We start from the raw sequence: 13,558 nt of genomic DNA, 5'->3' as shown, positions 1-13,558 counted from the left end.
CTCCTGCTGGAGAAACGGATTTCGCGAGCACATCGAGGGAAGAGGGAACGAGCATGCCCGGCACCGCGGAAGCGGACACCACCCCGGATGAGTACGAGGCGGTTCTCACCGCCGCAGCGGCGGCAGCGCCTGAGCTCGCCGCCATGGCGCCCACCGACCGGGCGGCGATGCTGCGCGCGGTCGCCACCGCGTTGCGCACGCACAGTGACGACCTGGTTCCGCTCGCCGACGAGGACAGCTCTCTGGGCACCGCCCGGCTCGCCGGCGAGGTTAACCGGACCGCCGTACAGCTGGAGATGTTCGCCGACGCCGTCGAAGAGGGTTCCTGGCTGGAGGCGATCATCGATCCGGCCGACCAGGACGCCCAGCCCGCGCCTCGTCCCGACCTGCGGCGGATGCTGGTCCCGCTCGGCCCGGTCGCGGTGTTCGGCGCGAGCAACTTCCCGTTCGCGTTCGGCCTCTGCGGCGGGGACACCGCGTCCGCACTGGCCGCCGGCTGCCCGGTGGTGGCCAAGGCGCACCCGGCGCAGCCGCGGTTGTCCGGCCCCTACGCGCACGTCGTGTCGGACGCGCTGCATTCCACGGGTGCCCCGGAGGGCACCTTCGCCGTGGTGCACGGCATGGACGTCGGTCGTGACCTGGTCACCGACCCACGGATCACCGCGGTCGGTTTCACCGGGTCGACCACGGGCGGCCGGGCACTGGCCGACCTGGCCGCAGCGCGGCCGACGCCGATCCCGTTCTACGGCGAGCTGGGCAGCCTCAACCCGGTATTCGTCACACCGGCGGCGGCGCGGACCCGGGGCAAGGAGATCGCCCGGGAGTTCCTCGGCTCCGTATTCCTGGGTTCGGGCCAGTTCTGTACCAAGCCCGGCGTGCTGTTGATTCCCGAGGAAAGCGACCTGGAGGATGTGCTCGCCGCCGAGGCGGCCACCGCACCGATGCGGCTGCTGCACGCCGGGCTCGGCGTCGCCTTCCGCAGGCTATCCGCGGACCTGGCCGGATTCCCGGGCGTGAGGACGATCACCGCACCCACGCCTGAGGACGGCCCCGCCGATCCGCTCGCGGTGCGGCCGGTGCTGGTCGGGACCACAATGGCCACGCTCGCCGAGCACGCCGACAGTCTGCTCACCGAGTGCTTCGGGCCCTTCGGGCTGGTCGTCACCTACGCCGACCCCGCCGAGCTGGTGCCGACGGCGCAGCTCTTCGAGGGCACGCTGACCGCCACCGTTCAGGGCGAGGATGCCAGTGACCCGCACGCGGCAGCCCTGCTGGCCGAGCTGGGCGGGGCCACCGGACGGCTGATCTGGAACGGCTGGCCGACCGGCGTCGCGGTCAGCTGGGCGCAGCACCACGGCGGCCCCTACCCCGCCACCACCACGATGCACACCTCGGTCGGCGTCACCGCGCTCCGCCGCTTTCTCCGCCCGATCGCCTACCAGTCGGTGCCGGATCCTCTGTTGCCCCCGGCCTTGCGCGACCGGAACGAGCTCGGCATCCCGCGCCGCGTCGACGGTGCGCTGACGACGGCGGACGTGACCCGCTGACGGCCACGGAGGCGCCGGCCCGTCAGTCGCTGTAGCGGCAGGATGCGCAGCTTGCCGCGCGGGTCGGCATTCTCCCGTTCGGATTTCACACAGGACTCCAGCCGCTCGCGCAATGCCTCGGCGGGGATGCGGGTCTGCTGCAGGATCAGGTGCTCATGATGATCTTCGTGCTCGGTGGGATCAGCCTTCCCGAGTGAGCTCAGCCCTGGAGTGCTCCCGTTTTGTGGACGCGGGTTCAAGCCGCGATCCGGCGATCTTCACGGTCGGCGACTGCGCTCGCTACCCGTTTCGCGCGACTCAGCCGCATCGCGGGCCGGGGCGGGGACGTCCGTTCTCGACATGTCATCGTCCACATCGGCCATTGCGGGCGGCGCGGCTGGCGCATCGTGTTCCCTTCTCGGACGCCGGCCGGTCAGGCGGGCTGGATCTTGCTCGGCCGGTACCCGAGTGCGGTGCTGGCGTCTTGCCCGGCCGCGACGACCAGGGGCGCGAGCCTGTCGACATCGTCCTCGGTCACCCGCTGTGTCGGCGCTCCGATTCCGAGGACCGCCGCCAAATCGCCGGCGTGGTCGAACACCGGCGCACTGATCGAGCCGACGCCTTCGTGTCGCTCCTCGAAGGACGCCGCGTAGCCCTTGGCCCTGGCGAGCTCGACCTGCGCGTCCAACACGTCGATGTCGATCGGCGTGTGTGCCGTGTACCTCGGCAGCCCTTCCCTGACCACGTCCGCACGCGCGGCGGGGTCGTAGGCCAGGAAAACCTTGCCCGGGGCGCCGGCGTGCAGCGGCATCACCATGCCGACTTTGAACAAGCGCATCACAATGTGACGTGTTTCTGCCACGGCGATCACCGTTCTGAACGCGCCGTCGCGCACGTAAAGGCACGCGGTCTCGCCAGTCTCGTCGCGCAACCGCTGCAGGGTCGGCCTTGTTCGCTGCACGACGTCGAGTCCAAATGTTCCGGGCGCCGCGAGCTGCACCAGTGTCAGCCCGATCCGGTAGCGATCCCCGGAGCGGTCCAGGAAGCCCTCCCGCACGAGATTGTGCACCAAGCGCTGGCACGTGCTCTGATTCAACCCGCTGAGCTGCATGATCTCGCGCAGGGTCGGTTCAGGGGCCGATACGGAGAAGCAGTCGAGGATCCGCTTGATCTTCTCGAGCACCAGCAGCGGCGGAGTACCTGGGCCTCGCTCGGTCACCACTGCGCGCCCCTCTCAGGAAGTCTGGAACCCGGCGCGCTCGCGCCGTTGCCTTGACATGGACTATAGCAACTTACATTATGAGTTCATAACTCACGATGTAATGAGCGTGAGAGGCTGGAGCCACCTGGCCCGCAACAGACGAGGAGAACCGTGACCGCTCACCACTGCGCCTGCGACAGCGACTCCCTGGCGAAGCTGCCCGGGGTCTCCCGGATCGGGCTGATCGTGCCGAGCTCGAACACCACGATGGAGACCGAACTCCCCGAGCTATTCCGCCGCCAGGGAGCCGCGACGGGACACGTCTACACCTTCCACTCCGCGCGCGCCGGCATGCGGACGGTCAACAAGGAAGAGCTGGCGGCCATGGTCGGAAAGGCCGCCGACTGCGCGACCGCGGTCTCCGACGCCCAACCGGACGTCATCGCCTACGCCTGCCTGGTGGCAGTCATGGCCCAGGGACCGGGGGCACACCGGGAGTCGGAGCAGATCATCGCCGACGCGGCCAGGAACAACGGCAATCCCGCGCCGGTCGTCAGCAGCGCCGGCGCGCTGGTCCGCTCGCTGACCGAGATCGGCGCGAAGAAGGCCGTCATGGTCACCCCGTACATGCGTCCGCTCACTGCGACGGTGCGCCAGTACATCGAGAGCGAGGGCATCGAGATCCTCGACGACATCAGCCTCGAAGTCGAGGACAACGTGGCGGTCGGCCGACTAGACCCCGGGAAACTGCCCGACATCGCCGGCGACCTGCGGCGTGAAGGCGCGGACGCGGTGATCTTGTCGGCCTGCGTGCAGATGCCGTCACTCGCCGCCGTCCAGCGTGCCGAGGACGAGCTCGAACTGCCGGTGATCACCGCAGCGACGGCCACGACCTACGAAATCCTGAATACGCTGGGTCACCAACCGGCCATCCCAGGTGCCGGGAGCCTGCTCGCCCGCCCGAACTCCGCTCTCTGAACTCGTCCGTTGAAAGGACAACGATGTCCCTTGTGACTGTTTCCTTCCTGATCTTGGTGGCTGCGTTCCTCGTGGGTGCCGTCACCAACATCAACGCCGGTCTCATCGCCATCGTCGCGACCTTCGGGGTCGGGCTGCTGCTGACCGACCTCGACACCGACACCGTCATGGGCTTTTTCCCCGCCGATCTGTTCTTCATCCTGGTCGGCGCCACCCTGCTGTTCTCGATAGTCCGTGTCACGGGGACGATCGACATGCTCGCCGCGTGGGCTGAACGGCTCACGGCCGGGCGGCGCTTTCTCGTGCCGGTCATCATGTTCGCGCTGACCGCGCTGCTGGCAACCGCCGGAGCGTTCACGCCCGCGGCGGTCGCGATCGTCGCGCCGGTCGCTCTCGCCCTCGGGCAGCGCTTCGGGATCAGCACCCTCGCGATGGGCCTGGTCATCGTCCAAGGTGCCAACGCGGGGGCCTTCTCACCGGTCAACCCCTTCGGCGTGGTGGCGAACGAGATGCTCGACGCAGCCGGTGCCGCGGACGGCACCCTACGGCTCTACCTCTACTGCTTCGTCTTCAACGCGCTCCTCGCCGTGGGCGGCTACGCCGCCGTCCAGGCGTGGACCGTCCGGCGACGTGCGAAGCACGAAGTTCCGGACGCTGACCAACCGGTCGTCGACGACCCCGAACTCGCTGGCGGCGGTGGCACCGCAGTCGCGACCCGGGCCGAGCGCGTGACGGACGCCAAGGTCACCCCCTTGAGGTTGACGGTCCTTGGTGGCGTCGCAGCGCTGCTGCTGCTGACGTTGGTGCTCAACCTCGACGTCGGGGTCTCCGCACTGGTGATCTCGCTGGCCCTCATCGCGTTGCGGCCCAGCATCCAGAAGCCGGCCATCGAGGGACTTCCGTGGTCGGCAGTGCTGCTCGTCACGGGCATTGTCATGTACGTCGGCCTGCTGAAGGAGATCGGCGCGATCGACGCGCTGGGCAACGCCATCGAGGGGGCGGGTGCCAGCTCGCTGGCGACCCTGGCCACCAGCTACGTCGTCGGTGTCCTGTCCGCTTTCGCTTCGACGACGGGCACTCTCGGAGCGATCAGCCCGGTCGTGGCGCCGCTGGCGGCGGACCCGGTGCTGGGACCAGTCAGCGTCATCACCACGATCGCGATCGCCTCGTCCGTGGTGGACGTCAGTCCTATGTCGACAAGCGGCGCCCTGCTGCTCGCAAGTGCGGAGCCCAAGAACGAGAAGCCGTTCTTCCGCATGCTTCTGATCTGGGCCGTCGCGATGATCGCCATCATCCCCGGTATCGCATGGCTGGTCTTCGTCCAACTCGGCATCGGCTGATCGCCTGCTGTCGATGCCAGCGCGGTCGCCTCGACCGGCACAGTGGGAAACCGCCACGACATTGGAGTCCTGATCAGGTATCGGCTCAGACTTTCATGTCCTCGCCGGTGAGATCCTCCGCCTTCAGCGAGGGGTTCCCCATGGTCTCGCTCGTCGAGAAGGCGGCGATCAGCCCGATCACGGCGGCGACCATGGGGTACGTGGCCGGGGTCCAGGGTGGTGCCGGTGGCGGAGATCAGAACCGTCATCGGGCGGGCACGGTGCCGGCGAACAGGGCGGCACGGCGCTGCCTGGATCGGGTCGGCGACGAACTCCTCGTGCAGGCGGCCGTTTCTGATCTCGGTGCGGGCTTTCGCGATGGCGTCCGCTCTGTTGCGGTCGAGTGCGCCGACCTCCGCGTTGGCGGCGACGAGGACCCGTGCGGGGTGGGCGCCTTGTTGATCGCGGCGGATGCCGGCAAGCGCCGCGTTCCGGGAACCATGTCCTGTGCCTGCGGTTGCCGGTGAGGCTGTGCCTGGCGCAACACGTGGCTGTCACTGGTCGCTTCCGCGTATGCGCACAAGCATCGGTATCTCTCCTTCCTGAACGGTCTCCCCGCGCTGGTTGATCAGCCGGAAGAGCCGGCCCACCACGCCCTTGGCACCAGAGCTGGTGAGCCGCAGGGACGAGATCTCGAGCTCGCAGTGAAGCGTGTCGCCGACGAAGATGGGCTTGGCGAACCGCCATCGCGTGATGTCGAGCATCGCGATGGCCGAGGTGGCGAACCAGCCCGCGCGGTCCATCAGCCCGGTGAGCAGCGACAGGCCGAACACGCCGTGCACCACTCTCTTTCCATAGGCGGTACCGCGAGCGAACTCCTCGTCGGAGTGGATGGGGTTCCAGTCGCCGGAGATCATGCTGAAGTTCACGAGGTCCGGCTCGGTGACGGTGCGGCCGAGCGACGTGAGGACCATACCGACCTCGAGGTCCTCGTAGTACAGACTCTGGTCCCAGCCCTCGGCGGAGGTCATGACGGTCGCACCTCCAGCACGACGCGGCCGACGTTCTCGCCTGACTCCATCCGGCGGTGCACCGAGGCGGCCTCGGCCAGCGGCACGATCTCGGTGACGTCGGCGGTGAGCCGCCCGCACGCCAGGTCGTCGAGCAGCCTCGCCATCTCATGTGTGGAGCACGACTTGGTGCCTACCAGGCTGATCTCCTTGAGTATCAGATACGCCGGCGGAATGGACACCTCCTTGCCTTCCACGTTGCCGAGCACGACGACCCGCCCTCCGGGTCGCACCGCGTGCATCGACTCCCGCAGCGTCGGAGCGCCGACGATGTCGAGCGCCAGGTCGGCTTGCCTGCCGGTCCTGGACCGAAGCTCCTTGGCGAAGCGCCGCTGTTCGTCCACTACGATCTCGTGCGCACCCATCTCCCTGGCACGCTCGGCGCCGCGCTCGCTCGAGACGACTCCCACCACGGTCGCGCCCGCGGCGGCCGCAATCGAGATGGCGTGCAGGCCGACGCCGCCGCTGGCTCCGGTGATCGCGACGAGCTGCCCTTCTCGCAGCTCGCCCCGGCCGATGAGGGCGTGGTAGGCGGTGCCGAGTGTGCACGTGGCAATGGCCGCCTCGGCGAGACCGACCTGGCTGGGAAGGCCGATCGCCGTGCGCGCCTGGACCACGACGTACTCGGCGTAACCGCCGTCGTGATCCTCGCCGAGGAACTTCGCGGTGCGTACGGAGCACAGCGCTTCGGCGCCGGCGGAACACTGTGGGCATTCCCCGCAGCCGGTGTAGATCATGGTCATCACCCGGTCGCCGACCGCGTGCTGCCCCACACCGGCGCCGACGGCGGCCACGTGCCCGCTGACCTGGTGGCCCAGCGTGAGCGGCAACCGCGCGCGCGGAAACGCGCCCGAGCGAGTGAGCAGGTCGTGCCTGCACACGCCGCAGTAGGCGACTTCGATGAGCACCTGCCCCGGCCCGGGCTCGGGGACCGGCACGCGCTCCTCGTGCAACACGCCCGGAGGTCCGAACTCCGTCAACCGGATCGCGAACATGTCACCGTCTACTGTGGTCACTGTCTCTCCTTTCAGACCGGTCGGGTTAGTGCGAGAGATAGCCCCACAGCAGCAGCGCGCCGCTGTAGATCACACCGACCATGAGCATGCCGAGCACGAGGTATCCCATGATGTCCTTGAGTTTCAGCTTGGACAGCGCCAGCGCGGGGAGCAGCCACAGGGGCTGGACCATGTCGTTCCAGGCGTTGCCGAGCATCACGGCCATCGCGTTCTGCGACAGCGAGCTGTCGAGGCCGTTGGCCGCTTCGATCATGAACGGCCCCTGGATGACCCAGTGGCCTCCGGCGGAGGGCGCGAAGAAGTTGATCACGAAGGAGGTGATCAGGCCGATGAGGGGCAGCGTCGCGTCGCTGGCGATCTGCACCAGGCCGGAGGCCAGCGTGGCGACCAGCCCCGACGCGGCCATGATCGCCATGATCCCGGCGTAGAACGGGTACTGCAGCACGATGCCGGCGATCGTCTTCACGCCCTCGCCCACCTTGGCGACGTACGCCGCCGGGGTGCCCATCAGGAGAATCCCGAGGAACAGCAGGATGAAGTTGACGCTGTTGATGTCGAGCGACCCGCCGTCGACGAAGGAGACGACCACATATCCCAGGCCGAGGAGTCCGATGAGGATGCTGATGATCCTGCTGTGGTTCAGCCGTTCGGCGATCGTGGCGTTCTCCGCGCCACCGGCCGCTGGCGTGGTGGCGTCGTCGGCGAACCGTGACCGGTCGATCTCCGTGATCTTCGCGGGGTCCTTTGGATGCAGCAGCACGTTGAGCACGACGAGCGCGGCGAGCGTCACCAGCGCGAGCAGTACCATCGGCCACGCGAAGATGGTCCGGGCGAGCGGGATGACACCCATCTCCTCGGCGAGCGGATGGCCCTCGGTCGAGATGATCACCGGGATCGACGAGGAGAACCCGAGGCCGTAGAGCGTGAACGCACTGTAGGCCGCGGCGATGATCGACGGGTAGTGCACGCCGCGCACCGCGATGGCCAGCTTCCTGGCCACGATGCCACCGATGACCAGGCCGAAGCCCCAGTTGAGGTAGCTGCCGACACCGCCGACGACCGTCGCGATCGCGATGGCGGCACGGGGGGTGTGCACCCGCGCGGTGATCCGGTCGAGCAGCCTGCCGACCACCGGTGTGCTGGCGAGCACGAACCCGAGGCACAGCACGAGCGCCATCTGCATCGTGAAGTCGAGCAGGTTCCAAAACCCATCGCCCCACGCGCGGACGACACCGACCGGGCTCATGTGCTCGACACCGATGGCGAGACCGCCGGTGAGCAGCGTCAGGATCACCACGAGCACGAACGGCTCCGGCAGGTACTTCCTGACGATGTTGACGAAGAATTCCTGGACTCTCTGCATGATGGGGCCGGCTCCTTTACCGACGGGTCTCGCTGGGAGCGAGTGCGCGAGTGGCGAGCTCGCGCAGTTTGTTGCGCTGGATCTTGTCGCCGTTGGTGCCCCGGGCGATCGGGAACTCCTCGAGCACCAGCACACGGCGGGGCACCTTGAAACGTGCGAGATGCGCCGCGCACTCCGCGATCACGGCCGCCTCGTCGAGACTCGGGTCGGCGAGCACGAACGCGACCGGCACCGTGCCGGACGGGCCGTGGACGCCGACGAGCTGAGCGCCGGTGATCCCGGGCAGTGCCTCGAGAAAGGCCTCGACCTCCCTGGGGTTGACGAGGAACCCGCCGAGTCGCAGCGCGTCACCTCGACGGGACAGGTAGACGAGGTCGGCCTCGTCGCGGGCATAGCCGAGATCACCGGTCCGGAAGTAGCCGTCCGCGCCGAGGTCGTCCACCCTGGGCCGGTTGAGGTAGCCGATGGTGACATTCGGCCCGGCGATCTCGATCTCTCCGGTGGCGCCGCCCTGAACGAGCTCACCCGTCTCGGGGTCGCGGATGCGGAAGGAGATCGTGGGAGACACCGGTACCCCGCCACCGAGCGCACGCCTGCCGGCATCCGCGCCCGGCCTCGGGTAACACATCAGGGCGAGCACCTCGCTCGAGCCATAGGTCTGGAAGAACGTCTTGCCCGCCGCGTCTCCCGCTCGGACTAGTCCCGCCGGGTCGGTCGCGGTGAAGTTGCCGAAGCCCGCCTCGCGCCAGGCCGGGAGTGCCTCCAGCGCCCCCGGGAGGTGGATGATCCGGCGCAGCATCTCGTCGGCGAGGTTGGTGTGGGTCACGGCGTGCCGCCGCATCAACTCCACGGCGCTCTCGGCGGTGAACACGGCCTGGATCACCACGGGCCTGCCCGCGGCGAACGCGGCGAGCAGTGTGTTGAAGCCGAACACCCCGCAGAACGGCAGCGCTCCGAGTACGACGGTGTCGTCGGCAAGGTAGCCGAAGCTCCGCGCGACCGCGTAGGAGTGCAGGACCATGCCGCGCTGGCTGTGCAGCACCAGCTTGGGGGCGGACGTGCTGCCCGAGGAGCTGAACGCGTGCCCTGCGGCGGCGGGATCGGCGAGTGACCCGCCGTCACCACCGTGGTCGTGCAGGGATTCCCAGCTCCTCACCAGCGGACGCAGTCGCTGTGGGATCCGCCCTGGCTCCACCTCGCCCAGCGTCACGACGTGCTCGAGCGTCGGCGGCAGGTCGTCGGCGATCTCACCGAGCATCCCGAGGAAATCGATGCCGTGGAAGGCGGGCCAGACGATCAGTACCCTGGCCTTCGATTCGGCGAGGGTCTGCCGGACCTCGAAGGACCGGTACTTCGTGTTGACGCCCAGCACGATCGCGCCACGCCGGCAGCCCGCGAAGGCGGCCTCGACCCACTTCGTGGAGTTGGGCAGCCAGATCGCCACGACGTCGCCGGGACCGACCCGCAGCGCGGCCAGGCCCGTGGCCACCCGGGAGACCCGGTAGGCCAGCTCGGCGAAGGTGAGCGTCTCGGCCCCGTCGTGGATCGCGGGGTGGTCGCCGCGAGTGCGCGCGAGGTGGTCGAGCAATGCGGAAAGGGTCAGGGCATGCCCTACCTGGTCTGTGCTCTCGATGCACATCCGAACCTCCGGTCAAGCGACAGTGCGTGTGTTGTGCGGTATGGCGGCACAGCGGTCAGCTGGGCACCACGATGGTGAGCCAGAGCAGGAAGGGGGCGGCCGCGACCACGATGCCGCCGTAGCGCAGCAGCCCACGCAGCACACGCTCGCGTTGGTCATCCGTCGCGTTGGCCACCACAACGGCGCCGTTGGTGGAGAACGGGCTGACGTCGACGATGGTGCTCGCCACCGCCAGCAGGATCACGACCGCGAGGGGCGACAGGTCGGACGACTGCAGCAGCGGTATCGCCAGCGGCACCAGGGCCGCGATCACTCCGCTCGAGGTCGCGAACGCCGACACGACGGCGCCGATGTACCCCAGCACCAGCGCGGCAGTGAGCGGGGCGCCGATCGCGGTCACCGCGGTGCCGAGGAAATCGACGGTGCCGATGTGCTGCAGGACCCCGACATAGGTCAGTACTCCGCACACCAGCAGCACCACCGGCCACGGGATCGAGGCGACGGCGTACTTGTGGTGCTTCGGATTCGTCAGCCCGAGCACCACCGCGAGGGTGATCGCGAGCAACCCGACGTCCGCCTGTGCGACCACGCCCAGGACGACCAGCAGGGTGATCGCCGCTAGCGTGAGGCGCTGCTCCCAGTTCGTGGGCCCCGGCTCCTTCGATTCCTCCCCGGTCGCCACTCCCCCGCCGCCGACCCGCACCGGCGTGCCAACTGTGGACTCGATGCGGATGCTCTTGCGGAGCACAACGGTCACGGCCAAGGCCGCGACGGCGTTCGCCACGAATCCGGAGACGAAGAGCCCGAGCGGTTCGGGCCTGAACCCCTCCCCGGCCAGGACTCCGTTGACGATCACACCGTAGAGACTGATCGGCGACAGCGAGCCCGCCATGCACCCGTGGATAACCATGATTCCCATGTACAGCTGCGAAATGCGCTGCCGGGCAGCGAAGGCCAATGCGATAGGCGCCACGATCGGCACCGCGAACGCGGCACCGATACCCGAGCAGACCGCCGCGGCCCCGAACATGATCCACGGGATCAGCGTGGTCCTGCCCCGGACCATGCGCACCGCTGCGGACACCAACTTGTCGACGGTTCCGTTGGCACTGGCCACATTGAACAGGTAGGTCACTCCGACGAGCATGACGACCAAGCTGGCCGGAAACCCCGCGTAGAGGTCGTCAGGCGACAGTCCGACGACCACTCCTCCGATGGCGAAAGTTCCCACCAGGGTCAGCGCACCCAGGTTGAGCGGTGTCACCGTCGCGACGACGAACGCGACGACGAGTACGGCTATGGAGACCAGGTGTAGCGTCATTGCGGCACCCTTCGTTGGTGAAGATCAGTCCACGCGGTAGTGGGCGAGCTTGTCCTCGTCGAGGACGGCGCCCGAGCCGGGCGCGTCCGGTGCGCGGAGATGTCCGTCGGCGATCTCCAGGGGTTCTGCGACGAGATCATCGGCCAGGCGGAGGAAGTAGGAGTATTCCCCGGGCAGTTCGGCGGCGAACGGGTCTCCACTGGCGAACGCGAGGGACGCGAGGGTGCCCAGCCCGCTGTCGCCCTGGCTGCCGAGCAGAACTCGACCGCCGTGCGCGCGCACCACCGCGGCGATGTCGGTGGACTGCGTGATCCCGGTTCGCGCCACCTTGATGCTGATCCAGCACGCCGTCCCGTCCTCCAAAGAGCGGGTCACGTCCGCCAGCGTGGGAACCGTTTCGTCCGCCAGCACGGGGACCGGCGCACGAGAAGCGACCCGGCTGCGACCGCGCCGGTCATCCGCGCGTGTGGGCTCCTCCGCCCAGGCAATGCCGTACTCGGCCACCATCGGCAGCACGGCTGCGAGCGCCTCCTCCGCCCGGTACGCGCAGTTGGCATCCACGTACAGCAACGCCTCGTCGCCGAGTGCGGCGCGGACGGCCCCAACCAGCCGCACATCGGCCGCCGGTTCATAACCCACCTTGATCTTGAACGCGGTGATCCCGTACTTCTCCCGCATCCGCACCGCCTCGTCCGCCACGGCCTCGGGCGCGCCGTGGCCCAGCATGTGGGTCACCCGGAGCGGACACCGGGTGCCGCCGAGCAGGCGGAACAGGGGCTGCTCCAACAGCCGCGCTCGAAGATCGTGCAGCGCGAGGTCAAGTGACGCCTTCGCCGTGTTGTTGGCCGGAATCCGGTCGATCGAGGGCGCGAGGGCGCGCACAGCGAACGGATCCGTGCCCACGAGCACGGGCGCGAACCACTCGCGCACCGCGTGCACGATCGAGGCGAGCGACTCGCCATAGAACATCGGCCGGGCGGGCGCCTCGGCCACACCACACACGCCACTGTCATCACGGACCCGGATCAGCACGTGCTCGGCGGCGTGAATGTCGCCCGCCGCCATCCGTAGCGGTTGGTGGTAGGGCAGTCGAAACGGGATCGCGTCGACAGCGACAACGGTCATGGGTGCGGTCCTAACTGGATGAGGGCAGGGCAGCATGGCCCGCGCGCGGGCGCGTGCCGGAAGGAGAACTTCGGGTCTACTCGGGAGCGGCGCGAGAATGATCCGTGAACCGTTCTCGCAGGAACTGGAGGAAGCCGTCGAGCACCGGCGAGCGATGATCCGGATGCCATGCGGCGGCGAGATCGATCGTGGGAGCGGGATCGGCGAGCGGCCGGTACACGACGCCGCTCATGCTGAGCCCGGTCGTGGGCTCGGGCACGAGCGCGACACCGACCTCCGCGGCGACGAGACACATCAGCGTGTACGTCTCCGTGGCCTCCTGCACGACCTTCGGGGTGAACCCGGCATCACTGCAGGCAGACAGGAACCGCTCGATGACCCCGGAGGTGAACCGGCCCGGGTACATGACGAAGTCCTCGTCGGCAAGTTCAGCGATGTCGATGGTGTCCCGGCCCGCCAGCGGATGCGCGGCCGGCAACGCCGCGACGAAAGGGTCCGACCGCAGCGTCATCGTGGCCAGTTCCGACTCGCGAATCGGAGGCCGCAGGAAACCAATGTCCAACGAGTCATTGAGCAGGCCGGCGACCTGGTACTGACTGATCATCTCGCCGGCGAGCTCGAGGGCCACCAGCGGATGGCGGCGCCGGTAGTCGCGGGCGACGAGCGGCAGCAGTTTGTACGTCGCCGAGCCCGTGAACCCGATGGCCAGGCGACCGGTCAGGCCCTCGTGGGCATGCCGCGCCATCCGCCTGCCCCGTTCGACGTCCTCGATGATGCGCCGCGCCTCGGGCAGGAACGCAAGCCCGGCCGGAGTCAGCTCGACATGCCGCGTGGACCGGTCGAACAACCGCACGCCGAGATCCCGCTCCAACTGCTGGATCTGCTGACTCAACGGCGAGCTCGCCATGCTCAACCGCGCCGCGGCACGCGTGAAGCTGAGTTCCTCCGCTACAGCGATGAACGCCGTGACAAACCTCAGCTCCACGTCCTCACCTCCACT

At 68.5% G+C, this 13,558-nt stretch carries 12 protein-coding genes; 4 read left to right on the top strand and 8 right to left on the bottom strand.

The annotated features are described in order from the left end of the window. Window positions 1-53 precede the first annotated feature (53 nt). Window positions 54-1,547: an aldehyde dehydrogenase (NADP(+)) gene (locus BA062_RS32320; RefSeq protein ID WP_110342931.1), complete on the top strand. Its 1,494-nt coding sequence runs from the start codon at window positions 54-56 to the stop codon at window positions 1,545-1,547. A gap of 412 nt (window positions 1,548-1,959) precedes the next feature. On the opposite strand, the gene BA062_RS32315 is transcribed toward BA062_RS32320, so the two are convergent. Then, window positions 1,960-2,709 (bottom strand): IclR family transcriptional regulator, encoded by a 750-nt coding sequence (locus tag BA062_RS32315; RefSeq protein WP_245960114.1) that lies wholly within the window; start codon window positions 2,707-2,709, stop codon window positions 1,960-1,962. 234 nt (window positions 2,710-2,943) lie between these two features. On the opposite strand from BA062_RS32315, the gene BA062_RS32310 reads away from it, so the two are divergent. The 3 genes from BA062_RS32310 to BA062_RS40025 all read left to right on the top strand — a co-directional run bounded on the left by BA062_RS32310 (window position 2,944) and on the right by BA062_RS40025 (window position 5,551). Then, window positions 2,944-3,705, top strand: a complete 762-nt coding sequence (locus BA062_RS32310; protein ID WP_452624893.1) for a maleate cis-trans isomerase family protein — start codon at window positions 2,944-2,946, stop codon at window positions 3,703-3,705. A gap of 32 nt (window positions 3,706-3,737) precedes the next feature. Further along, window positions 3,738-5,045 carry an SLC13 family permease gene (locus tag BA062_RS32305; RefSeq protein ID WP_206078050.1) on the top strand — a complete coding sequence of 436 codons (1,308 nt, stop codon included), beginning with the start codon at window positions 3,738-3,740 and terminating at the stop codon, window positions 5,043-5,045. A 140-nt stretch (window positions 5,046-5,185) separates the two neighbouring features. Further along, window positions 5,186-5,551: a hypothetical protein gene (locus BA062_RS40025; RefSeq protein WP_168214153.1), complete on the top strand. Its 366-nt coding sequence runs from the start codon at window positions 5,186-5,188 to the stop codon at window positions 5,549-5,551. 27 nt (window positions 5,552-5,578) lie between these two features. Here the strand turns inward: BA062_RS40025 and BA062_RS32295 are convergent, their stop codons facing one another. From BA062_RS32295 to BA062_RS32265, 7 genes are all read right to left on the bottom strand, one after another. Next, window positions 5,579-6,055, bottom strand: coding sequence for a MaoC/PaaZ C-terminal domain-containing protein (locus BA062_RS32295; protein ID WP_110342929.1), 477 nt, complete (start codon window positions 6,053-6,055; stop codon window positions 5,579-5,581). Further along, window positions 6,052-7,110 (bottom strand): alcohol dehydrogenase catalytic domain-containing protein, encoded by a 1,059-nt coding sequence (locus BA062_RS32290; protein WP_146240112.1) that lies wholly within the window; start codon window positions 7,108-7,110, stop codon window positions 6,052-6,054. Before BA062_RS32290 ends, BA062_RS32295 begins: the two co-directional genes overlap by 4 nt. A gap of 25 nt (window positions 7,111-7,135) precedes the next feature. Next, window positions 7,136-8,473 carry a short-chain fatty acid transporter gene (locus tag BA062_RS32285; RefSeq protein ID WP_110342927.1) on the bottom strand — a complete coding sequence of 446 codons (1,338 nt, stop codon included), beginning with the start codon at window positions 8,471-8,473 and terminating at the stop codon, window positions 7,136-7,138. A 16-nt stretch (window positions 8,474-8,489) separates the two neighbouring features. After that, the gene (locus BA062_RS32280; RefSeq protein WP_110342926.1) at window positions 8,490-10,112 is read right to left on the bottom strand and encodes an AMP-binding protein; all 1,623 of its coding nucleotides are present in this window, start codon (window positions 10,110-10,112) and stop codon (window positions 8,490-8,492) included. A gap of 55 nt (window positions 10,113-10,167) precedes the next feature. Beyond that, window positions 10,168-11,433, bottom strand: coding sequence for an SLC13 family permease (locus tag BA062_RS32275; RefSeq protein WP_110342925.1), 1,266 nt, complete (start codon window positions 11,431-11,433; stop codon window positions 10,168-10,170). Between the two features lie 24 nt (window positions 11,434-11,457). After that, a complete protein-coding gene (locus tag BA062_RS32270) occupies window positions 11,458-12,558 on the bottom strand; it encodes a mandelate racemase/muconate lactonizing enzyme family protein (protein WP_281271676.1) in 1,101 nt (366 codons plus the stop codon). Window positions 12,559-12,634: 76 nt separating this feature from the next. Next, the gene (locus BA062_RS32265; protein WP_110342923.1) at window positions 12,635-13,543 is read right to left on the bottom strand and encodes a LysR family transcriptional regulator; all 909 of its coding nucleotides are present in this window, start codon (window positions 13,541-13,543) and stop codon (window positions 12,635-12,637) included. Between the last annotated feature and the right edge of the window lie 15 nt (window positions 13,544-13,558).

Source organism: Prauserella flavalba (assembly GCF_003202235.1).
In the GTDB taxonomy this organism is placed as follows: Bacteria; Actinomycetota; Actinomycetes; order Mycobacteriales; family Pseudonocardiaceae; genus Prauserella_A; species Prauserella_A flavalba.
The sequence above is the reverse complement of the archived record's forward strand: the minus strand, read 5'-3'. Positions and strand labels throughout refer to the sequence as shown.

What these genes read in the sequence shown, in the direction of transcription:
- BA062_RS32320 (WP_110342931.1), top strand. Translation starts at nt 54, where the DNA reads ATGCCCGGCACCGCGGAAGCGGACACCACCCCGGATGAGTACGAGGCG.
- BA062_RS40025 (WP_168214153.1), top strand. Translation starts at nt 5,186, where the DNA reads ATGGTCTCGCTCGTCGAGAAGGCGGCGATCAGCCCGATCACGGCGGCG.
- BA062_RS32295 (WP_110342929.1), bottom strand. Translation starts at nt 6,055, where the DNA reads ATGACCTCCGCCGAGGGCTGGGACCAGAGTCTGTACTACGAGGACCTC.
- BA062_RS32285 (WP_110342927.1), bottom strand. Translation starts at nt 8,473, where the DNA reads ATGCAGAGAGTCCAGGAATTCTTCGTCAACATCGTCAGGAAGTACCTG.
- BA062_RS32280 (WP_110342926.1), bottom strand. Translation starts at nt 10,112, where the DNA reads ATGTGCATCGAGAGCACAGACCAGGTAGGGCATGCCCTGACCCTTTCC.
- BA062_RS32275 (WP_110342925.1), bottom strand. Translation starts at nt 11,433, where the DNA reads ATGACGCTACACCTGGTCTCCATAGCCGTACTCGTCGTCGCGTTCGTC.
- BA062_RS32270 (WP_281271676.1), bottom strand. Translation starts at nt 12,558, where the DNA reads ATGACCGTTGTCGCTGTCGACGCGATCCCGTTTCGACTGCCCTACCAC.